This is a genomic window from Bradyrhizobium arachidis (genome assembly GCF_024758505.1).
GTDB lineage: Bacteria > Pseudomonadota > Alphaproteobacteria > Rhizobiales > Xanthobacteraceae > Bradyrhizobium > Bradyrhizobium manausense_C.
The window spans coordinates 4760394-4781673 of record NZ_CP077970.1; the positions used below are offsets into that span (position 1 = coordinate 4760394).

Here is a 21280-nt window from a genome sequence, read left to right on the forward strand (position 1 = left end):
CAGAAGGAGCACTCCATCGGTCGCATCGCGCCTTCAAAAATCTGCTAGAAGCACCTAGCTAGAGTGAAGCGACCGACTTGGAACCCGAATGACCGCCCGCGACGACGCGTCCCCGCCCGCGCCCCTGCCAGACTTGCCGCCGGAACCGCATACCGGCCTGATGGGCCGTTTCCGCAACTATTTTCTCACCGGCCTCATCGTCACCGGGCCGATCGCGATCACCCTTTATCTGGTCTGGTGGTTTGTCACCTGGGTCGACGGCGTGGTGCGCCCCTTCGTGCCGCTGGCCTACCGTCCCGAGACCTATCTGCCTTACGGCGTTCCCGGCTGGGGGCTGATCGTCGCATTTTTTACGCTGACGCTGGTCGGCTTCCTCGCGGCCAATTTGATCGGCCGGACGCTGGTCGATGTCGGTGAGACCTTCTTGGGCCGGATCCCGGCCGTGCGCGCCATCTACCGCGGTTTGAAGCAGGTGTTCGAGACGCTGTTCTCGGGCAAGGGCTCGAGCTTCCGGAAAGTGGGCCTGGTCGAGTTTCCCTCGCCGGGCATGTGGTCGATCGTCCTGATCTCGCAATCGCCGAGCGAGGACGTCGCGCGCAGCCTGCCCGGGCAGGAGGAGCATGTCTCGGTGTTCCTGCCGTGCTCGCCGAACCCGACGACCGGCTTCTTCTTCTACGTGCCCAGGAGCAAGATCATCGAGGTCGAGCTGAGCGCCGAGGATGCTGCGACGCTGATCATGTCGGCCGGCGTGGTGCAGCCGGGCTCGGCACCCGACCCCAAGAAGGCCGCCGCTCTCGCGGGCATGGCGAATGCGGCGCGCATCGCCAACGCCTCGAGGCTGGCACCCGAGCCTGCGAAGGTGGAGTAGGGCCATTCCGGTGCGGGATGGCCGCGTTCACGTAAGGCTGCGCGTCCTCTGCTATTCTCCGGTTGAACCGAGCGCATCGCTCGGAATTCGACTTGGAGTGCACGATGTCCCCAACCATTGCGATCCTGGCGCCTGGTGCCATGGGCAGTGCCGTCGCCCGCCGCCTGAGCGATCATGGCGCGCGCGTGCTGACCTCGCTGAGGGGCCGCAGCGAAGCGACGCTGAAGCGGGCCGCCGATGCCGGCATGGTCGGCGCCGAGGATGATGCGATCGCGGCGGCCGACATCATCCTCTCGATCGTGCCGCCGGGCGAGGCGGTGGCGCTCGCCGAGCGGCTCGCCGCACTGATCGTCAAGCGGGACAAGAAACCGGTCGTCGTCGACTGCAACGCCGTCAATGTCGACACCGTGCTCCGCATTGAGGAAATCATCGGCTCGGCCCAGGCGCCGTTCGTCGATGCCGGCATCATCGGCTTCCCGCCGCAGCGAGGGGGCAAGAGTCCGGCGTTCTATATGGCGGGCGAGCACGCCAAGGATGTCACCGTTCTCAGGGATCTCGGCCTCGATGTACGGATCGTCGAAGGCCCGGTCGGCGCTGCCTCTGCGCTCAAGATGGCCTACGCCGGCATCAACAAGGGACTGGCCGGCCTCGGCTCGGCGATGGTGCTCGCGGCGACGAAGGCGGGTGCTGCCGATGCCTTGCGCGCCGAACTCGCACTGAGCCAGCCTGCGATGCTGGCGAAGCTCGAGGTCGCGCTGCCGGACATGATTCCGAAGGCTTATCGCTGGGTCGCCGAGATGCGGGAGATATCGGGCTTCCTCGGGCCGGATCATCCGGCAAGCCAGATCTACGAGGGATTTGCGCGGTGGTTCGAGCATCTGGCCGAGGATGCGAAGGGCGAGGGCGCGGATACGGAGTTGCTCAGGGCGTTTGCAGCGAAGGGCGGGAAGAAGGGCTGAACGGTCCAGCCGCGCGCGGTCTCGTTGATCTATGTCATGATCTCTTCGTGAGGTGGGAGAGTTATCGCAGGCGCCGAACACAGAACGGCGGCCTGCCGGCCAGGCCGCGTCGTATCCGAGCGGAGGATATCGATGTGGGTCCTGATGTACGTCTTCTCCTACTCAATCAGTCCTGCCGCAACCAGCGACAAGGCGGATTGGCGGTTGCTCCCGCACGTCGTGTTTCAGGAGTTCTCGAACGAGGAGCGATGCAGGGCTGCGAAATCCGCGCTCGAGGGCAGCCTGAAGGATGCCGGCGCCAGGCTGAGAAGCGGGCTTGAAGACCTGAAGGCCATCGGCAAGGGCGATCCATCGCACGTCATCATTGCCTATAACGTCGAATGCCTGCCGAAATAGAGGCTGCGCGATCGCCGGGCCGCGCCTCGCCGTTGATCTAGATCAATGGCCGTCGCGTCTGCGCGGGAGGCAATCTCCCCTTACAACGAACCCGTGGGGGCAATCGTGATCAGGGGAATCCTCGCAGCCGCGATCGCCGTGACAGTGCTTTACATGGCCGACCAGGAGCTCGCAGACGGACACTATACCGGCTACGTCACGAAGGTCGTGACGAAGGTGAAGCAGGCGATCGGCATCCAGGAGAAGAGCGCCGTGCGCGGCGCAGAAAAGACCTAGCCCGCGCCGATCAGCGGGATCGCCTCATCCCGCTCATACAGATACAGCAGGCATCGCAGCGCTTCGCCGCGCTCGCCCTGCAGCTTGGGATTATCCTTCATGATCCGCAACGCTTCGTCGCGCGCCTGCGTGATCAACTGGCCGTGCACCTCGGAGCGCGCGATGCGGTAGCCGGGCAGGCCGCTCTGGCGCACGCCGAGCACGTCGCCTTCGCCGCGCAGCTTGAGGTCTTCCTCCGCAATGCGAAAACCGTCTGTGGTCTCGCGGATCACCTTGAGCCGTGCCTTCGACATCTCGCCGAGTGGTTCTGAGTAGAGCAGGAGGCAGGTCGAGGCCTCCGAGCCGCGGCCGATGCGGCCGCGCAACTGGTGGAGTTGCGCAAGGCCAAAACGTTCGGCGTTCTCGATCACCATGATGGTCGCGGCCGGCACGTCGACGCCGACCTCGACCACTGTGGTCGCGACCAGAAGCCCGATCTCGTGGGCGGCGAACTCTGCCATCACGCGGTCCTTCTCGGTACCCTTCATCTGGCCGTGGACGAGCCCGACGCGGTCGCCAAAGCGCTTTTGCAGGCTCTCGAAACGTTTTGTCGCGTTGGTGAGATGCTCGGTGCCCTCGGCCTCGGACTCCTCGACCAGCGGACAGATCCAGTAGACCAGCTTGCCCGACTGCAGGGCGCGGCCGACGCCCTCCATGACCTCCTCGATACGGCTCATCGGTACCGCACGTGTGTCGATCGGCTGGCGGCCGGCCGGTTTTTCGCGCAACTCGCTGACGTCCATGTCGCCGAAGTAAGTGAGGACCAGGGTGCGTGGGATAGGCGTGGCGCTGAGTACCAGCACGTCGACCGCTTCGCCCTTCGAGGTCAGCGCGAGACGTTCGCGCACGCCAAAGCGGTGCTGCTCGTCGACGACCGCGAGCGCGAGATCTTTGAAGATAACATCGTCCTGGATCAGCGCATGCGTGCCGACGAGGAGGTCAATCTCGCCCTCGGCGAGGCGGGCGAGGATGTCGCGGCGCTCCTTGCCCTTCTCGCGGCCGGTGAGGATCGCAACCCGCACGCCGGCGCGCTCGGCGAGCGGGGCGATGGTCTTGATGTGCTGGCGCGCCAGAATTTCGGTTGGCGCCATCAGCGCGGCCTGCTTGCCGACTTCGGCGACGGCGGCGGCCGCAAGCAACGCCACCACGGTCTTGCCGGAGCCGACGTCGCCTTGCAGCAGGCGCAGCATGCGCACGGGTTGCTTCAGATCATCGGCGATGGCGGCGGCGGCATTGCGCTGCGACGGCGTCAGGGCGTAGGGCAGGGCGTCGATGATCTTGTTGCGCAAATGGCCGTCGCCGGCATTGCGCACGCCGGCCGGACGACGCAATTGCGCGCGGATCAGGGCCAGCGCGAGCTGTCCTGCCAAAAGCTCGTCGAAGGCGAGGCGCGACCAGAACGGCTGGTCGGGCAGGATGTCCGTGAGCTCGGCCGGCTGGTGCACGCGATGCAAGGCTTCTGCGATTGGCGGGAAGTGGCAGCGGCGCAGCACCTCCGGGCTGATCCATTCCGGCAAAGCGGGCAGCTTTTGCAGCGCCTGCGCGATCGCCCGTCGCAGCGAGCCGAGCGCGAGCCCTTCGGTGAGCGGATAGACCGGATCGATGCCGGAGAGCTTTGCGATGGCCTCCTCATCCAGCACGCGGTCGGGATGCACGATCTGCGGGATGCCGTCATACATCTGCAACGTGCCGGAGACGTAGCGCTTCTCGCCCATCGGCAAGAGCTTCTCGACATAGCCGGGCTTTGCGCGGAAGAAGGTCAGCACGACGTCGCCGGTATCGTCGCTGGCATAGACGAGATACGGCGCGCGCGAATTGCGCGGCGGGGGCGGGCGGTGGCGGTCGATGGTGACTTCCAGCGTCACCACGGTGCCGGCAACGGCGTCGCGGATCTTTGGCCGCGCCCGGCGGTCGATGACCTGGCTCGGCAAGTGCAGCAGGAGATCGACCAGCCGTGGCGTCTCATCGCGGCTCAGCAGATAGCGCAGCAGCTTGTCCTGCTTCGGACCGACGCCGGGCAGGCTGGTCACGGCAGCAAACAGCGGATTGAGCAGGCTGGGGCGCATGGCGGAATCTTGGATCGTTTCTCCTCGTCATGCCCGGCTTTATGCCGGGCATCCACGTCTTTTTTCGTCCCAAGACGGGAGGCACGGCCATGACAAATTGGGGAGATGGCCCGACGCAACAAAGGGCTGACATCGGTCGTTCGAGTGGCTATATCACCCCCGCCCGGCACGTCCGGGCTTTTGGCGTTGGACGGATTTGCGAAAATGACGGGAACGACACGATCGAGCGGCGGCCTGGATGACCGCCGCAAGCGGCTTTTGTTCCGCTGCTGGCACCGCGGCACGCGCGAGATGGACCTCATCCTGGGCCGCTTTGCGGATGCGGAGATCGGCAATTTGTCCGAGGCTGAAATGGCCGAGCTGGAGCGCCTGATCGAGGTACCCGATCCCGATCTCTATGCCGCGATCACCGGCGACAAGGAGCTCCCGGCGGATGTGCCGGGCGCGCTGTTCGCGCGCATCAAGGCGTTTCCCGCGGCGGGCGACAATTCATGAAACCGCAATCGAAATCGCCGGCCGAGCTGCTTGCACCTGGCCGTGCGCTGACGCTCGCCAATGTCGCTGAAGGCGCGGAGGGGCTCGTCGTCTCCGATCTCGCGCGCGCCATCGCGGCGCGGCCGAAGAAGCCGGCGGTCAGCCTTGCGGTCGTCTGCCGCGATGGTCCGCGCATGCAGCAATTGGAACGCGCGCTGCAGTTCTTCGCGCCCGATCTGCCGGTGCTGCTGTTCCCGGCCTGGGACTGCCAGCCCTATGACCGCGTCTCGCCGCATGGCGGTATCCTCGCGCAGCGCCTGACCACGCTGGCGCGGCTCGCTTCGCTGACCGGCAGCGACAAGCCGCTGATCGTGCTGACCACCGTCAACGCCATGGTGCAGCGCGTGCCCTCGCGCGATCTGGTGGCGGCACAGGCGTTGTCGCTTGCGCCCGGCAATGTGGTGCCGATGGATACCATCGTCGCCTGGCTGGAGCATAACGGCTACAACCGCTCCTCCACGGTGCGCGAGCCCGGCGAATATGCCGTGCGCGGCGGCATCCTCGATCTCTTTCCGGCCGGCCTCGACCAGCCCGTGCGCTTCGACTTCTTCGGCGACAGCCTGGAGTCGATCCGCTCGTTCGACGCGGAGACGCAGCGCACGCTCCTGGACATGCGCTCGCTCGATCTGGTGCCGATCTCGGAATTCCAGCTCGTTACCGACACCATCCGTCGCTTCCGCATGGGCTATGTCGCCGAGTTCGGCGCGCCCGAGCGCGACGATGCGCTGTATGAAGCCGTCAGCGAAGGCCGCCGCCATCCCGGCATGGAGCACTGGCTGCCGCTGTTCCAGGAGCGGATGGACACGCTGTTCGACTATCTCCAGGGCGCGCCGATCGCGATCGAGCCGCAGGCCGAGGACGCCGTTCGCGAGCGCTTCAAGCAGATTCTCGACTACTACCAGGCGCGGCGCGACGCGCTGGAGCATCCGGCCGGCGGCGCCATCTACAAGCCGCTGCCGCCCGACCGGCTCTATCTGACCGAAGAGGAGTGGGGCAAGCGCATCGCCGACATGGCGCTGGCGCGGCTCACGCAATTCTCGGTGCCGGCTGATGGCGTCTCGATCGTCGATGCCGGCGCGCGCAAGGGGCGGGACTTTGCGCCTGAGCGCAACGACACCACCGTCAACGTCTTCGAAGCCGTGGTGTCGCATGTGCAGGCGCTGCACGCCGAGCGCAAGAAGGTGGTCGTGGCGCTGTGGACCGAGGGCTCGCGCGACCGCATGGCCTCGATGCTGCGTGACCACAAGCTGACGCACACGACCAGCGTCAATACCTGGCGGACGGTGCAGGCGACGCCCCGCAACGAGACCATGCTCGCCGTGCTCGGCTTAGAGGCCGGTTTTGAGACCGACGCCATCGCTGTTATCAGCGAGCAGGACATTTTGGGCGACCGCCTGGTGCGGCCGCGCAAGGCGAGCCGCAAGCTCGATAATTTTATCTCGGAGGTGACGAGCCTTGCCGCCGGCGATATCGTGGTCCACGTCGATCACGGCATCGGCCGCTTTATTGGCTTGCAGACGCTCGACGTCGCCGGCGCACCGCATGACTGTCTCGAACTGCATTATGCCGCCGAGACAAAGCTGTTCCTGCCGGTTGAGAACATCGAGCTGCTGTCGCGTTACGGATCCGACCAGACCACGGTCGAGCTCGATCGCCTCGGCGGCTCCGGCTGGCAGACGCGCAAGGCAAAACTGAAGAATCGCATCCGCGAGATCGCGGGCGAGCTGATCAAGATCGCCGCCGAGCGGATGCTGCATGAGGCGCCGAAACTGCCCGTGCAGCCCGGGCACTATGACGAGTTCTGCGCCCGCTTCCCTTATGACGAGACCGAGGACCAGCTCGGCGCGATCGAGTCCACGCTGAAGGACCTGGAGCGCGGCCGCCCGATGGACCGGCTGATCTGCGGCGACGTCGGCTTTGGCAAGACGGAGGTGGCGCTGCGCGCGGCGTTTGCGGTGGCGCTCGAGGGCAAGCAGGTGGCGGTCGTGGTGCCGACGACACTGCTGGCGCGCCAGCATTACCGGACCTTCACTGAACGCTTCCGCGGCTTCCCGGTGAACGTCGCGCAGGCCTCGCGCCTGGTCCCGACCAAGGAGCTGAACCAGGTCAAGAAGGGGCTGACCGACGGCTCCGTCGACATCGTCGTCGGCACCCATGCGCTGCTCGGCAAGGCGATCAAGTTCCGTGACCTCGGCCTGCTCATCGTCGACGAGGAGCAGCATTTTGGCGTCAGCCACAAGGAGCGGCTGAAGGCACTCCGCTCCGAGGTGCATGTGTTGACACTCTCGGCGACGCCGATCCCGCGCACGCTGCAACTGGCTCTGACCGGCGTCCGCGAACTCTCGATCATCGCCTCGCCCCCGGTGGATCGTCTTGCGGTCCGCACCTTCGTCGCCCCCCACGATCCCCTGATGATCCGCGAGGCGCTGCTGCGCGAGCGCTATCGCGGTGGTCAGGCGTTCTACGTCGTGCCGCGCATCGACGATCTCGCAGAGGTCAAGGACTTCCTCGACAAGAACGTGCCGGAGATGAAGGTCGCCGTCGCGCACGGGCAGATGCCGCCCGCCGTGATCGAGGACATCATGACGGCGTTCTACGACGGCAAGTTCGACATTTTGCTGTCGACCACGATCGTGGAATCCGGCCTCGATATTCCCAATGCCAACACGCTGATCGTGCATCGCGCCGACATGTTCGGCCTTGCCCAGCTCTACCAGCTCCGCGGTCGAGTCGGTCGCTCCAAGCTGCGCGCCTATGCGCTGTTCACGCTGCCGGCGCAGCAGAAGATCACGGCGCAGGCCGAACGTCGCCTTACCGTGCTGCAATCGCTGGAGACGCTGGGTGCGGGTTTTCAGCTCGCCTCGCACGACCTCGATATCCGCGGTGCCGGCAATCTGCTCGGCGAGGAGCAGTCAGGCCACATCAAGGAGGTCGGCTTCGAGCTCTATCAGTCGATGCTGGAGGAGGCGATCGTCAACCTCAAGGCCGGCGTGTCCGAGCCCGCGGCCGACCGCTGGTCGCCGCAGATCACCATCGGCATGCCCGTGCTGATCCCGGAAGACTACGTCGGCGATCTCTCGGTGCGGCTGTCGCTGTACCGGCGGCTGGCCGATCTCGACACCGAGGAGGCGATCGAGAATTTTGGCGCCGAGATGCGCGACCGTTTTGGCGTCTTGCCCGACGAGGTGCGCTATCTCTTCAAGGTCGCCGCGATCAAGGCGTTCTGCCGCAGCGCCAATGTCGAGAAGGTCGATGCCGGCCCGAAGGGCGCGGTCATCAGCTTCCGCGACAACTCGTTTGCCTATCCCGATCGGCTCGTGACCTTCATCCGCAGCCACGGCCAGGCCGCAAAAGTGCGGCCGGACATGAAAGTGGTGTTCTTCCAGGATTGGGAGACGCCGGAGGAGCGGCTTGCCGGCACGACCGAGATCCTGCGGCAGCTCGCGGGTCTCGCCACGAGCAAGAAGGCCGCGTGATTCCGACCAGGGGTGCACTCATGAGGCCGATGAGCCTAGGCAGAGTTGGCACGTCCGTTTTTCTCTTGAAAGCGGTCGTTGGTGAGGCACGAGGGCATATCGGCAAGGGCCAACAGTCCACGCTCTGAAGAGGAGCGCATCTCCTTTCCATCATCTACCCAGCTCAAGCGAAAAGATCAGGAACGCAATCGTATTGGTTGATCGCCGGCCGTCGCCATCTACCGATGCTACGCTTGAGTTTCAAAGAACCATGAAGCTGGACGATCACATTGGGCGGATTTTAGCCAAACCCCGGAAGCTTCTACGCAGATCTCATTGCAAGGACTGGGACAGCATTCACGTTGGTCCATGTTCGAGGGATGGGCCAGCAACCGTGCTGGAGGTTTTCCAAGAGCGACCCCAAGGCGAGTTGTCATTTTGTCGGCAATGCTATCGACGGAAAAAACGTTGCCATCGAACTAAAAGTGCGGCCGTCAGGAAGCTTGGGCATCTACTCAGGCGAACTGCGCGTCTCTCGCGATAAGGTCGGGCATGAGGAGTTTGGCTGGGTTCAATTGGATAGGGTTGTCGTGAACCTCGCACCGGAGATTGCTCCGCACGTGCTAGAAGCGGCGGCGAATGGCATGAGAGCCGCGCTCAGTGGATCGGCGTGGCAACTAACCCGGACAGGCGCCGATGGGATACGGAAGCATTTCGAGGCAAATGCTGAGACATTCGGAGCGGCTCGCGAGGTTACCGTGCTCGATAGCGCAACGGCCGTGTTTAGAGCGACGCAGGTCGTCAGCCCGTCAAGCTGGATGGACAGCCTAACCTACCTATTTCGAGTTCAGGACGCGCCTCTTCCGGTCGAATTTGTCAGAGAGTGATGGGCGAAACCCCAAAACCGCAAATTTGGGTCAAAACGCGAAAGCCTCAACGCGAGCAAATTCCGTCCGCTAAGCCCATTGAATGGACCTCAAAGGAGGCTTCAATGATCCTCCCCGTTGAAGAGATGCCCCAGATCACGAACAGGGCATCGCGGAGGGGCTGCCTCCCGTTGGCCATGATTTCGAGCGTATATTCGCCAAATCTGAGCGATGGCAGGGCAGTTGCAGTGACGGCTCAGTCCCACAAGACCGCAGAAGAGGAGTACGAGGAGCAGGTTCGCATCCTTGTCCGTATCGTTTCATCCTGCACTTTGGGGCTTTTCGCTTTCGCTGCGGGCTTGCTGATTGGGACCTTTCTGTTCTCGTGATCGAAGATGAATGGCCGGCCCTCCGGGCAGGTTCTATTTGATTTGGGCTTCACGAAAGTTACAAGTTTCGCTTTGCCATGGATTTCGCATACGCCGTTGGACGACAACGGCTTGATCCATGTCGTTAAGCGTCAGCTGGAACATGCCTCCTTCGGAGGGGGCGACAAGAGCAAAAGTCCCAGCCCGCAATGGCAAGACCGGTCCGCTTCCGAAAGCAGACATCAAACGTCTATAAGACCTACGACGCCGCGCGCGGAGCGTCGGCGTAGATGCGGGACAGCAGCGTCTTCGCGGTGTCCGACGGCGACAGCGAATCCACGCTGACCACGGGCTCGCTGCGCGGCTCGCGCTTGCCGTTGGAGGTGTGCCGCATCACCGCGGACAGGCGGCGCGCGATCATATGGGCGGTGCGGAAATCGGTTTCCGCAAATACCACGATCACCGAGCCGTCCTTTTGGGCGGCGCCAAAATCCATCTGGCGCATCAGGCGGCTGAGGATGCGCGCAGCGTCGAGCTGGGCGCGGGGATTGCGCGGGTCGAAGGCGAAACGCGCCACTGAAAGCCCGCCGCCGCGTGACAAGGTCTGCTCCACGGCCTTGGCGAAGTCGCGGCCAAACGCTTCCGGCGTCAGCAGGCCGCTGCGCGGATCGAGCCAGCCGCCGGCGTCGATCGAGCGCAGCGTGCGGCTCAGTTGCGCCTCGAAGGCATGCTGGCGGATCAGCGGCAGCGCGGCGGCGGCGATCTTGGCGGGCTCGCCGGCGATCAGCTCGAGATTTGGAAGATCGTGCTGGATCGAGAGCTGCTGCGCCGTGACGACCACGGGCAAATTGCGGAAGCGGGTGTCCTCGGCGAGCACCGTGATAAATGCGTCGGCCACCCGCGCGGAAAACCCTTCCGCAAGCACGACGCCGTCGATGTCGCGGGTGTTGAGATGTTTCGCGGCAGCCTCGATCGAGAGCGCACCGACCACGCCGGTGCGCTCGCCGAGCGCGACGGAGAGCGCTGGGTAAGCGGAGCCGCGGCCAATCAGCAGCACGGTCGCATCGCGCGCCGGATCGGTGTCGGGGAGCGAGATCGGCGTCGTCACCTCCGGCAGCCGGCGCAGCACGGTCGCATGCAGCGTGCGTACACGCATGGCGGCGCGCAGCCGTGCGACCAGGCGGTCGGAATTGGCGCCGCGCAAGGAGAACGGCAGCGCGTTGTGCGGAAGCGAGCCTTGCGCATCCACCGCGACGAAGGGAAGGTAGAGCTGCTGGTCGGCGATCGCCCTGGCGACACCGGCAAGATGCGCCTCGTGTCCGCCCGAGAGCGAGGCGAGGACGGCGGCAGGTTGCACCTGCGCCACAGCACTTGCGGCGTTTGCCCAATCGCTGTCGATGACGGGGAAGAGTCGGGCCTCGTCCAGCCCCGAGATATAGGTTGGCCGAGGGGTATTCGAGACGAAGAGGATCGGGCCCGCCTGGGACATCGCAAACTCGGATGACGCAATTAAACGAGCGGGAATCTAGTTCGGCCGCCTTAATGCCCGGTCAACGGGATGGACAAAAGTGCGCTCAGGCCGGTCCGGTGCGGTCGCGAAAGGCCTCGACCATCAGAGGGTTAAGGCCCAGTTCGCTGAGCGCTTCGCGGGCGCGGGCGTTGTCGTGGGCCCGTCCCGCCAGTCGGTGGCCGCTCAGGCGATCCGGTAGCGCCGTCAGCAGCGCCCCCTGGCCGAGCCGGCGCGCCCATTCCTGGAGGTCGTTGGACAGGAAGCGGTAGCCGCCGACAGCCATGATCCCGGACGGCGGCGCCGTGATGCAGATCGCCCCGCTCGGGCGGTCGATCCGCGCGGCAAAGCCGGTGTCGACATAGTCGCGCGCCGGCTGGGCCATCAGCGTGTCGTCGGCCGGCTGGGGCGGGGCATAGGCCGCGATAGGCACCATCGGTCCGCGCAGCCCGAGCGTGTTCCTCGGCGTCAGCAAGATCTCGCCGGCGATCGAGGAGCCGGATTGCTCCCGGACCGCGCCGCGCAGCCCGGGCATGACTGGTACCGGCACGCCGTCTTCGCCGCGGCGCACGCCGAACAGGCCGGCCTCGCCGAACAGATAGACGTCGGTGAGCGGGGCGTGCGGCGAGGTCCAGGCGTCGCTGGCGGCGACCTGCTCCGGCGCGCGCCACAGGCCGACGACGTTGCGTAGGCCGGGCATCCGCGCTGCCAGATCAGCCCCGAGCCGCAGCATGAGCTGGGCCGGCGCGATCAGCACCTCGCAGCCCTGTTCGTTGACCTGCTGCTCCAGCACCTCGTTGTCGAAGGGATGATGCAGCGCCAGCGTGCCGCCGGACAGGAGCCACACCGCGAGGGAAGCGGCGAGGCCGGCAAACGACATCGGCGTGAACGCCGCCATCACGGTTGCGCCCTGCGGAATGTCGGCCTCGAGCGAAATCGCGAGCCCGCCCGCTATCAAGCTGAAATGCGGCCGCGGCACCGGGCGAAACCCTTCCGCGGTGACGTCGAACGAGATAATCGCCGCCTTGCGACCGTCCTGGATCACGCTGCGCGTGGTGCCCGGCGGGCGCGCCAACACGTCGTCGAGCGAGGCCATGCCTTCCGGCAGCTCGCTGCCGAAGCCGAAGACGTGACGGATCGAGAAGGCCTCTGCCGCCGCGTGCATGGCGAGATCGGAATAGATGACGCCGTCGACCTTGCTCATGGTGACGATGGCGCGCGCCGCGGTGCGGTTCAGCGCCGCCGCTAGCTCGGCGTGCCGCCAAAGCAGGGGCAGCACGGCAACCACGAGGCCGGCGCGATGAGCGGCCAGCACCGTCAGCACGAATTCGATGGTGTTAGGCAGTTGGATCGCGATGACCGAATTGGCCGGCAGCCCCGATTCGACGAAATGCGCCGACAGCGTCTCGATGGCGCGATCGGCCTCCGCATAGGTCAGCCGCCGCGGGATATGCCCGGTCACGCGCATCTTGTTGATGGGATCGAGCAGCGCCGGTGCGTGCGGCTGCCGGGCCAGCGTGCGCTGGAACAGCGTGTCGAGCGTCGGCGATACGGCTGGCTGGTTCACGGCGTCACTTCGCTGGTTGCGGTCCTTGAGCGTCCACCCTGTGCCACCACGTCTCCGGCAGATAGCCAGACAGGGCGGTGGCCTTGGGCCGTTCTATCCGATTCCAGCGCGCGATCCATTGCTCCGATACGTTAAACAGGGGGATACCGTAGAACCCCGACATCAGGGCACGGTCGAGTGCCCGCACCGCCGACACGAAGGCAGGATGCTCGCGGGCATCGAGCAGGGCCGCGATCATGGCGTCGATCGCTGGATCCTTTGCGCCCATGTAGTTCCGCGTGCCCGGATTGTCGGCGGCCGCACTTCCCCAATAGAAGGACTGCTCGTTGCCCGGCGACAGCGACTGGTCCCATCGGTTCTGGATCATGTCGAACTCGTAGCCGAGCCGGCGCTGGTCGAACTGCACGGGATCGACGGCGCGGACCGTCGGCTCGATGCCGGCGCGCTTGAGATCGCGCACCAGGGCGAGCGCGATGCGCTCCTGGTCGCGCGTCGTCACCAGGATCTCGAAGGTGAAGGGCGCCCTGGTCGCGCGATTGCGCAGCACGGTGCCGTCGAGATCGTAGCCGGCCTCCGACAGGAGTTTGAGCGCCGCGCGCAGCGTGGTGCGATCGCGCCCCGAGCCGTCGGTCACGGGCAGGCGGTAGCTGCCGTCGAGAATGTCCGGCGGGATATGGGCGAGATACGGCTTGAGCAGCTCGCGTTCGATGGCGTCGGCAGGACGGCTATAGGCCGACAGTTCCGATCCGGCGAAGAAACTGGGCGTGCGCGCATAGAGCCCGAAGAAATAGCTGCGGTTGATGAGCTCGAAGTCGAACAGCAGCGTCAATGCCTGCCGCACGCGGATATCTGAAAAAATCGCCCGCCGCGTGTTGAACACCAGGAATTCCGACGGCCACGGCACGCTGGGCTTGATGGTGTCGCGGATCAGCTCGCCGCTCCTGGCGGCCGGGAAATCATAGCCGTCGTGCCAGCGCAGCGGCTCATGCTCGACGCGGAAATCGTAGAGGCCGCGCTTGAACGCTTCGAACTGGCCGTTGGCCTCGCGGTAATAGTCGAGCCTGACCTCGTCGAAATTGTAGAGGCCGCGATTGACCGGCAGGTCGCGGCCCCAATAGTCGGGATTGCGGGTCAGCGTCACGCTAGTGCCTGGCTTCACCGCAGTGACGCGATAGGGGCCCGAGCCGATCGGGCTGGTCATCGTCGTCTCCTCGAAGGTCGCGACGTCGACTGCGTGCCGCGGCAGCACCGGCATCAACCCCAGGATCAGCGGCAGCTCGCGATCGTTGGCACCGGTGAGATCGAAGCGGACGGTGAGGGGATCTGATGTCTCGGCCTTGACGACCTTGGCGTAATATTGCCGATGGTTGGGCCGGCCGTGGTCGCGCAACAATTCCCAGGAGAACAGGACGTCGTCGGCAAGCACCGGCTTACCGTCGGAGAAGCGCGCCCGCGGGTCGATGTGGAACGTCACATAGCTTCTGGCGTCGTCGGTCTCGACCGTCCGGGCGAGCAGGCCGTAGAGCGTGAAGGCCTCGTCATTGCCGCGCGCGAGCAGGCTCTCGACCACGTAGTTCCGCATTTGCTGGACCGCCAATCCCTTGACGATCAGCGGATTGAGGCTGTCGAACGTGCCGAGAATGCCCCAGACCAGCTTGCCGCCCTTCGGCGCGTCCGGATTGGCATAGGGCATGTGGGTGAAGTCGGCAGGCAGGGCCGGCTTGCCATGCATGGCGATGGCGTAGCTCTCTTCGGCGGCCACGGGACCTGGCGCCACGAGGCCGATGGCGAACGCCATGCCGACAAGAAAGCGGGCGCTCACGCGCGCAAACATGAACATCGGCATGGAGATTGATTCGGAAGGGCCGGCCACGGCTCAAATCCTAGCATAATGGCCCAGGCCGAAGCGCATCCGCATCTGCGTCAAAGATGCTTGTCGGCATTGATCTTTTCGTCCGCCACGTTAAGAAGGCGGGCAATCGCACAGGAGTTCCTGACCCGTCACTTAACCGCCTCAATTGACGGGGAGACAGCCGCGCCAAGGCGGCCTGGGTTCGGCGCTCCAGAGCGGTTCGGGCACTTCCCGTTCAGAAAGGGTTTTCCGCAATGAATTTCCGTATTTTGGCCGCGTCGGTTCGTCCGCGCGGGCGAGTTCTCGCCCTGTTGGCGGCTACAGCGTTGATCGCTCCCCTGGCCGCCGAAGCCCAGACGCCGGCGCCGGCCCCGGGTGCGCCGAAGGCGGCTCAGGCTCCCGCGCCCGCCGCGCCGAAGGCTGCTCCAAAGGCCGCCCCCAAGGCGCCCGCCGCTGCGCCGCAGACCCAGGGCCAGCAGCCCCCGGCCGCCGCCGGTCAGCCCCCCGCCGCTGGCGGTGCGCCCGCTGCCGACCAGCAGGTGCAGCTCATTTACGCGCCCTGGACCAAGTTCTGTCTCAAGGGCCAGGACGCCAACGCCAAGCAGGTCTGCTTCACCGGCAAGGACGGCCGCATCGAATCCGGCCAGCCGGTTATCGCCGCCGTCATCATCGAGCCGGAAGGCGAGCCCAAGAAGATTTTGCGCGTGACGCTGCCGCTCGGCATGCAACTCGTGCACGGTACCCGCATCATCGTCGACAACAACGCGCCGCTGCAGAGCCCCTACGTGATCTGCTTCGCCAACGGCTGTATGTCGGACTATGAGGCGACGCCCGAGCTCATCGCCAACATGAAGAAGGGTCAAAACCTCGTGGTGCAGGCGATCAACGCCAACGGCGCGCCGCTGACCCTGCCGCTGCCGCTGGCCGGAGAATTCCAGAAGGCCTATGACGGTCCGCCGACTGATCCGAAGGTGTTCGAGGAGACCCAGAAGAAGCTTCAGGAAGAGCTTCAGAAGAAGGCTGAAGAAGCGCGCAAGAAGCTCGAGCAGCAGGGCGGTGGAGCCCCCGGCGCCGCGCCGACCGGACAGAAGTAATTCTGCCGAAGAGAGAGACGCGAAAAAGGCGCCCGATCGGGCGCCTTTTTTTCGTACCGAGCGGATCGCGGGTTAGTTCAGCGACGGGTTGCGCGGGCGGTAGCCGCCGGCCTTGTCCTTGACGAAGATCTCGGCGACCTGCGAATGGCGGATCGGCTCGCCGGAATCGTCGGGCAGCAGGTTCTGCTCGGAGACGTAGGCGACGTATTCGGACTCCGCGTTTTCCGCCAGCAAATGGTAGAACGGCTGATCCTTGTGAGGGCGCACCTCCTCGGGGATCGACAGCCACCATTCCTCGGTGTTGTTGAATTCCGGATCGATGTCGAAGATCACGCCCCGGAACGAGAAGATCCGGTGGCGCACGACCTGTCCGATCTGGAATTTGGCGGTCCGCGCTTTAATCATGCTTCGTCGATAGACCAGGATTGTGGCCGATGCTAGTGCCCTTGCTTGGAATTAACCTGCGGAGGGCGGGCGGATAGCCCCAATTGCCTCAGAAACCGCTTTATAAATGGTCGATATCCTCAATCTGGCTCTACCTTATTTCGGCTTGATCTTCGTCGGGTTTGCCTGCGGCAAGGCCAAGTCCCTGCCGGAATCGGGCCTCGCCTGGATGAACTTCTTCCTGCTCTACGTGTCGTTGCCGGCGCTGCTCTTTGCGATCATGTCGAAGACGCCATTCGCGGACCTGAACAACCCGCCGTTCCTGGTCGCAACCACGCTATCGACCGTCGCCGCGTTCACCATCGCGCTCGTCGTCGGAAAGGTTTTGGGCCGGCTGTCGCTGCGCGAGGCGACGCTCGCAGGCCTCTCCGGCGGCTACGGCAATATCGGCTATATGGGCCCGGGGCTCGCGCTCGCGGTGCTCGGATCGAAGGCCGCGGCGCCCACCGCGCTGATCTTCTGCTGCGACAGCATCTTCCTGTTCACGATCGTGCCGCTCCTGATCGAGCTCTCCGACCGCGATCATCCCTCGATCGTGCACGCCTTCGGCGTCGTGGCAAAGCAGATCGTGCTCAACCCGCTGATCATGTCGGCCTGTTTTGGCGCGGCCGTCGCCGCGCTCCATATCGAGCTGCCGGTCGCGCTCGATCGCACCATCGCCTTCCTGCAAAATGCCGCGGCGCCGACCGCGCTGTTCGTGCTCGGTGTCACGGTGGCGCTGCGGCCGTTCGACCGCGTGCCCTGGGAAGTGCCCGGCGTGATCGCGGTGAAACTCCTCGTCCATCCACTCGCAGCGCTCTGCCTCATGCTCGCCTTCGGCCCGTTCGCGCAGCCATGGGCCGCGACCGCCGTGCTGATGGCCTCACTGCCGCCGGCGCTGAACGTGTTCGTCATCGCGCGTCAGAACGACGCCTGGATCGAATCCGCTTCGGTCGCGGTGCTGCTCGGGACCTTTGCCTCCGTGGTCACGCTGACCAGCGTGATGTGGCTGATCCAGACCGGCCGGTTGGCTTTTCCTTGAGAGGCGCTAACGCCGCCAAGTCTTAGCGCCGCCAGGTCGGTGCGAGCCCTTCGCGCATGGCGAGGCGCCGCAGCGGGCCGATCGCGCCGAGCAGGTGCATCCCGACCGCGCGCACCGGCTGCAGCGGCAGGAAATCGTTGAGCAGCGAGCGATTGGCCATGTCGATCACGAAGGTGCGGCTCACGATATCAGGCCGCCGCGCCCGGTCGTAGCGCCTCAACACCTCGGGTGTGCCGGGATCCTGCGCTGCCGTGATCGCGTCGCCGGCGAGGCGCGCGATATCGGCGGCGTCGCGCAGACCGAGATTGAGGCCCTGCGCGCCGATCGGAGGAACCACATGGGCGGCTTCGCCGATCAGTGCGATGCGGTCGCGCGCGAAAGCGTCGGGACGTTCGATCCCCAGCGGAAACAGATTGCGCCCCGGTTCCACGGTCATGCGGCCGAGGATGGAATGCGACTGCTTCTCGACCGCCGCGGAGAGTTCGTCATCGGTCAACGCGCGCAGCCGCTCGGCCTCCGCAGGTGCTGCGACCCACACGATGCTGGAGCGGTCGCCGGGCAGGGGCACGAATACGCAGGGACCGTGCGGCGTGTGGAACTCGGTCGACACATTCCGGTGCGGCCGTGAATGGCTGACATTGAATGTCAGTGCCGTCTGCTTGAGCTCGCGACGCGTCACGGCGATCCCGACCGCCTCGCGGCACAGCGAATGGCGGCCGTCGGCGCCGACCACGAGCCGCGCGCTGACGAATTGCCCCGCGGCCGTGCGGATCGCGACAGCGTCCGCTTCCGTGACGACGCCTTCCGCCTCGTCGTCGACGCGCGTCAGATTGGGCAATTCCGCCGCACGCTGCTCCAGCGCCAGCATCAGCGAGCGGTTGTCGATGTTGTAGCCGAACGCGTCGAGCCCGATCTCGTGGCAGGAGAACCGCACCTCCGGCGCGCGGATCAGGCGGCCCGTGTCGTCGACGAGCCGCATGGCCTCCAGTGCGGCCGCCTTGTCCCTGCAGTGCGGCCAGACGCCGAGCCCGTCCAAAAACTCGACGGAGCCGCCGAGCAGCGCCGTCGTGCGGTTGTCGGCATAGGGCAGGCGACGCGCCACCAAAGCGGTGCGCGCCCCGGCCTGTGCCAGCGCAATCGCAGCGGTCAGGCCCGCAGGCCCGCCGCCGATCACGGCCGTGTCATAAAGTGTCGATCCGTCTGCCATGATCGCACAATTGACATGCTCCACGGCAATTTCAAGCCCGCTCATTCTGCATGATTTTAAGGGAAATTGCGCGGCCGAACGCCGCAACCGCTTATGTGCAAATCGGTCTCGTTCTGATAGCACTGCGCAAGCCATGGATACCCAGCAGGACTCCCTCAAACCCAGGCCCGCGATCCGCGCGGCGGCCTTTTCTGTGCATGTCTTCACCGCGTTCGGCGGCGCCATCGCGCTGCTTGCGATGCTGGAGGCGGTGCGTGAGCACTGGGCGGCGATGTTTCAATGGCTGGGCATCGCGCTCATCATCGATGGGATCGACGGGCCCATCGCGCGCCGGCTGAACGTCAAGACCGTGCAGCCGAACTGGTCGGGCGACGTGCTCGACCTCGTCGTCGATTTCGTCACCTATGTGTTCGTGCCGGCCTATGCGATCGTCGCCAGCGGCATGCTGCTGCCGGTCGCAGCGCCCATCCTGGGCGTGGCCATCGTCGTGACCAGCGCGCTCTATTTCGCCGATCTGCGCATGAAGGCCGACGACAATCATTTCCGCGGCTTCCCGGCGCTGTGGAACGCCGCCGCATTCTATCTGTTCCTGCTGCACTGGCCGCCGCTGATGTCGACGCTGCTGATCGCCGCTTTGGTAGTGCTGACATTCGTGCCGTTCCACGTGCTGCACCCGGTGCGGGTGGTGCGGCTGCGCTGGCTGACGATGTCGCTGATCGTCGTCTGGGCTGTGCTTGCGCTCTACACGCTGAGGCTCGACTTCCAGGTCGGCATTGCCGTGAAGATCGCGCTCTGCGCGATCGCACTCTATGTCGTCGGCAGCGATGCCGTGATCAGGCTGGCAAGATCCTTCGCATGATGCAACTCATCACCAGCCCCGAAGCCTGGGCCGCTCTGTTGACCCTGACGTCGCTCGAGATCGTCCTAGGCATCGACAACGTCATCTTCATTTCCGTCATCGTCTCGCGCATTCCGGAGAAGCAGGCCAACCGCGCCCGCCAGATCGGGCTTGCGCTCGCGCTGGTGTTCCGCATCGCGCTCCTTAGTGCATTGGTCTGGCTGATCGGTCTGACCGAACCCGTCTTCACGTTCAAGAGCAATGAATATTCCTGGCGCGACATCATTCTCATCGGCGGCGGCCTGTTCCTGATCGCGAAGGCGACCCACGAAATCCATGGTGAGGTCGAGGCCGACGAAGGCGAGGGCGAAGGCGGCTCGGCCCAGAGCGCATTCTTCTGGGCGATCCTCCAGATCATCGTCATCGACATGGTGTTCTCGCTCGACTCGATCATCACCGCCATCGGCATGGCGCAGGATCTGGAGATCATGATCGCCGCTGTCGTGATCGCCTGTCTGGTGATGTACATTTCATCGGGACCGGTCTCGCGATTCGTCGCCGCACATCCGACCACCAAGATGCTGGCGCTTGCATTTCTGGTGCTGATCGGCGTCGCGCTGGTTGCAGATGGATTCAAGTTTCACATTCCGCGCGGCTACATCTACTTCGCAATTGCGTTCTCGGCGGCGGTCGAGTTCTTCAACGTGCTGGCAAGGCGCAATCGGAGGAAGGCGGCCAGATAGTTCGGCCCAGCGCGTTCCATCCTAGGTCGAGTTGACAAGCAAGGCGCGATGGCCTTCGTTTGTCGGCAGGAAGGACGAGGGCAAGACGAACGAGGAGGTCAGGTGATGACCAAAGCCGTCCGCGTGCACAAGGTCGGGGGTCCGGAGGCCCTCGTCTATGAGAGCGTCGACGTGCCCGAGCCTGGCCCCGGCGAGGTCCGCATCCGCCAGCACGCGGTCGGGCTGAACTTCATCGACGTCTATTTCCGTACCGGCCTCTACAAGGCGCCAGGGTTTCCGTTCATCGCCGGCAACGAGGCCGCCGGTGAGGTCGTCGCGGTCGGGCCGGGCGTCACGCATTTCCACCCCGGCGACCGCGTCGCCTATTATCACAATCTCGGCGCGTATACCGGCGAGCGCAACATTCCCTGGGAGAAGCTGGTCAAGCTGCCCGACCACATCACCTACGAGCAGGGCGCGGTGCTGATGCTCAAGGGTCTGACGGTCTGGTATCTCCTGCACAAGACCTTCAAGGTCGAGCCGCATCACCGCGTGCTGGTTCACGCGGCCGCCGGCGGCATCGGCTTGCTGGCCTGCCAATGGGCGCGGGCGCTGGGCGCCCATGTGATCGGTACCGTCGGCTCGCGCGCCAAGGCGGAGCTCGCGGAGGCCAATGGCTGCGATCACGTGATCCTCTACAACGAGGAAGATTTTGTCGCGCGCGTCAAGCAGATCAGCCGCAACGAGGGCTGTGACGTCGTCTATGACGGCGTCGGCAAGGCGACGTTCCCGGGCTCGCTGTCGTGCCTGAAGCCGCGCGGCATGTTCGTCTCCTTCGGCAACGCGTCGGGCCCGGTACCGCCGTTTGCGATTTCCGAGCTCAACAATCACGGCTCGCTGTTCGCGACGCGGCCAAAGCTCAACGACTATATCGGCAAGCGCTCGGAGCTGCTCGAAGGGGCCGATACGCTGTTTGCCGCCGTCATCAGCGGTAAGCTGCACGTGCCGATCAACCACGCCTACGCGCTGAAGGACGCCGCGAAGGCCCATATCGATCTCGAAAGCCGCAACACCACGGGCGCGTCGATTTTGAAGCCGTAGAGACTCATCTGACCGAAGTCGTCATGCCCGGGCTTGTCCCGGGCATCCACGTTCTTTGTGCCATGCCTCAAGGCGTGGATGGCCGGGACAAGCCCGGCCA

General features: G+C 65.1%; 17 protein-coding genes and 1 pseudogene. 12 read left to right on the forward strand and 6 right to left on the reverse strand.

The genetic code is table 11. The features are described from left to right. Nucleotides 1-88: 88 nt before the first annotated feature. From KUF59_RS21990 to KUF59_RS22005, 4 genes are all read left to right on the forward strand, one after another. Complete coding sequence (locus KUF59_RS21990) at nucleotides 89-868, forward strand: DUF502 domain-containing protein (RefSeq protein WP_212461040.1); 780 nt, start codon at nucleotides 89-91, stop codon at nucleotides 866-868. A 104-nt stretch (nucleotides 869-972) separates the two neighbouring features. Next, nucleotides 973-1827, forward strand: coding sequence for an NAD(P)-dependent oxidoreductase (locus tag KUF59_RS21995; RefSeq protein WP_212461041.1), 855 nt, complete (start codon nucleotides 973-975; stop codon nucleotides 1825-1827). Nucleotides 1828-1959: 132 nt separating this feature from the next. Next, the gene (locus KUF59_RS22000; RefSeq protein ID WP_212461042.1) at nucleotides 1960-2223 is read left to right on the forward strand and encodes a hypothetical protein; all 264 of its coding nucleotides are present in this window, start codon (nucleotides 1960-1962) and stop codon (nucleotides 2221-2223) included. Nucleotides 2224-2328: 105 nt separating this feature from the next. Then, on the forward strand, nucleotides 2329-2499 hold the full coding sequence (locus tag KUF59_RS22005; RefSeq protein WP_212461043.1) for a hypothetical protein: 171 nt from the start codon (nucleotides 2329-2331) through the stop codon (nucleotides 2497-2499). Here KUF59_RS22005 and recG read toward each other — a convergent pair. Further along, nucleotides 2496-4604, reverse strand: coding sequence for an ATP-dependent DNA helicase RecG (gene recG, locus KUF59_RS22010; RefSeq protein WP_212461044.1), 2109 nt, complete (start codon nucleotides 4602-4604; stop codon nucleotides 2496-2498). The genes KUF59_RS22005 and recG overlap by 4 nt on opposite strands. Before the next feature lie 204 nt (nucleotides 4605-4808). Here recG and KUF59_RS22015 point away from each other — a divergent pair, with 204 nt between their 5' ends. The 3 genes from KUF59_RS22015 to KUF59_RS22025 all read left to right on the forward strand — a co-directional run bounded on the left by KUF59_RS22015 (nucleotide 4809) and on the right by KUF59_RS22025 (nucleotide 9480). Further along, nucleotides 4809-5099, forward strand: a complete 291-nt coding sequence (locus KUF59_RS22015) for a succinate dehydrogenase assembly factor 2 (RefSeq protein WP_212461045.1) — start codon at nucleotides 4809-4811, stop codon at nucleotides 5097-5099. After that, nucleotides 5096-8614 (forward strand): transcription-repair coupling factor, encoded by a 3519-nt coding sequence (gene mfd / locus KUF59_RS22020; RefSeq protein WP_212461046.1) that lies wholly within the window; start codon nucleotides 5096-5098, stop codon nucleotides 8612-8614. The genes KUF59_RS22015 and mfd overlap by 4 nt, the downstream gene beginning before the upstream one ends. A gap of 359 nt (nucleotides 8615-8973) precedes the next feature. Beyond that, complete coding sequence (locus KUF59_RS22025; protein WP_212461047.1) at nucleotides 8974-9480, forward strand: hypothetical protein; 507 nt, start codon at nucleotides 8974-8976, stop codon at nucleotides 9478-9480. A 606-nt stretch (nucleotides 9481-10086) separates the two neighbouring features. Here the strand turns inward: KUF59_RS22025 and KUF59_RS22030 are convergent. The 3 genes from KUF59_RS22030 to KUF59_RS22040 all read right to left on the reverse strand — a co-directional run bounded on the left by KUF59_RS22030 (nucleotide 10087) and on the right by KUF59_RS22040 (nucleotide 14699). After that, nucleotides 10087-11316 carry a GGDEF domain-containing protein gene (locus KUF59_RS22030; RefSeq protein ID WP_212461048.1) on the reverse strand — a complete coding sequence of 410 codons (1230 nt, stop codon included), beginning with the start codon at nucleotides 11314-11316 and terminating at the stop codon, nucleotides 10087-10089. A gap of 85 nt (nucleotides 11317-11401) precedes the next feature. Beyond that, entirely contained in the window at nucleotides 11402-12901 is a 1500-nt protein-coding gene (locus KUF59_RS22035) for a class I adenylate-forming enzyme family protein (protein WP_212461049.1), read from the reverse strand. A gap of 4 nt (nucleotides 12902-12905) precedes the next feature. Further along, nucleotides 12906-14699, reverse strand: a complete 1794-nt coding sequence (locus KUF59_RS22040) for an extracellular solute-binding protein (RefSeq protein ID WP_249140635.1) — start codon at nucleotides 14697-14699, stop codon at nucleotides 12906-12908. A 308-nt stretch (nucleotides 14700-15007) separates the two neighbouring features. Here KUF59_RS22040 and KUF59_RS22045 point away from each other — a divergent pair, with 308 nt between their 5' ends. Further along, a complete protein-coding gene (locus KUF59_RS22045; protein WP_212461050.1) occupies nucleotides 15008-15847 on the forward strand; it encodes an invasion associated locus B family protein in 840 nt (279 codons plus the stop codon). A gap of 72 nt (nucleotides 15848-15919) precedes the next feature. On the opposite strand, the gene hspQ is transcribed toward KUF59_RS22045, so the two are convergent. After that, the gene (hspQ, locus tag KUF59_RS22050) at nucleotides 15920-16252 is read right to left on the reverse strand and encodes a heat shock protein HspQ (protein WP_212400601.1); all 333 of its coding nucleotides are present in this window, start codon (nucleotides 16250-16252) and stop codon (nucleotides 15920-15922) included. A gap of 106 nt (nucleotides 16253-16358) precedes the next feature. Between hspQ and KUF59_RS22055 the strand changes: the two genes are divergently transcribed. Then, a complete protein-coding gene (locus KUF59_RS22055) occupies nucleotides 16359-17312 on the forward strand; it encodes an AEC family transporter (protein WP_212461051.1) in 954 nt (317 codons plus the stop codon). Between the two features lie 22 nt (nucleotides 17313-17334). On the opposite strand, the gene KUF59_RS22060 is transcribed toward KUF59_RS22055, so the two are convergent. Further along, complete coding sequence (locus KUF59_RS22060; RefSeq protein WP_212461052.1) at nucleotides 17335-18519, reverse strand: UbiH/UbiF family hydroxylase; 1185 nt, start codon at nucleotides 18517-18519, stop codon at nucleotides 17335-17337. 50 nt (nucleotides 18520-18569) lie between these two features. Here KUF59_RS22060 and pcsA point away from each other — a divergent pair. The 3 genes and pseudogenes from pcsA to KUF59_RS22075 all read left to right on the forward strand — a co-directional run bounded on the left by pcsA (nucleotide 18570) and on the right by KUF59_RS22075 (nucleotide 21180). Further along, nucleotides 18570-19378 (forward strand): annotated as a pseudogene (gene pcsA / locus KUF59_RS22065) (phosphatidylcholine synthase). Continuing rightward, nucleotides 19375-20100, forward strand: coding sequence for a TerC family protein (locus KUF59_RS22070; RefSeq protein ID WP_212461054.1), 726 nt, complete (start codon nucleotides 19375-19377; stop codon nucleotides 20098-20100). The pseudogene pcsA and the gene KUF59_RS22070 overlap by 4 nt, the downstream one beginning before the upstream one ends. A gap of 105 nt (nucleotides 20101-20205) precedes the next feature. Next, on the forward strand, nucleotides 20206-21180 hold the full coding sequence (locus tag KUF59_RS22075; protein ID WP_212461055.1) for a quinone oxidoreductase family protein: 975 nt from the start codon (nucleotides 20206-20208) through the stop codon (nucleotides 21178-21180). Nucleotides 21181-21280: the final 100 nt, after the last annotated feature.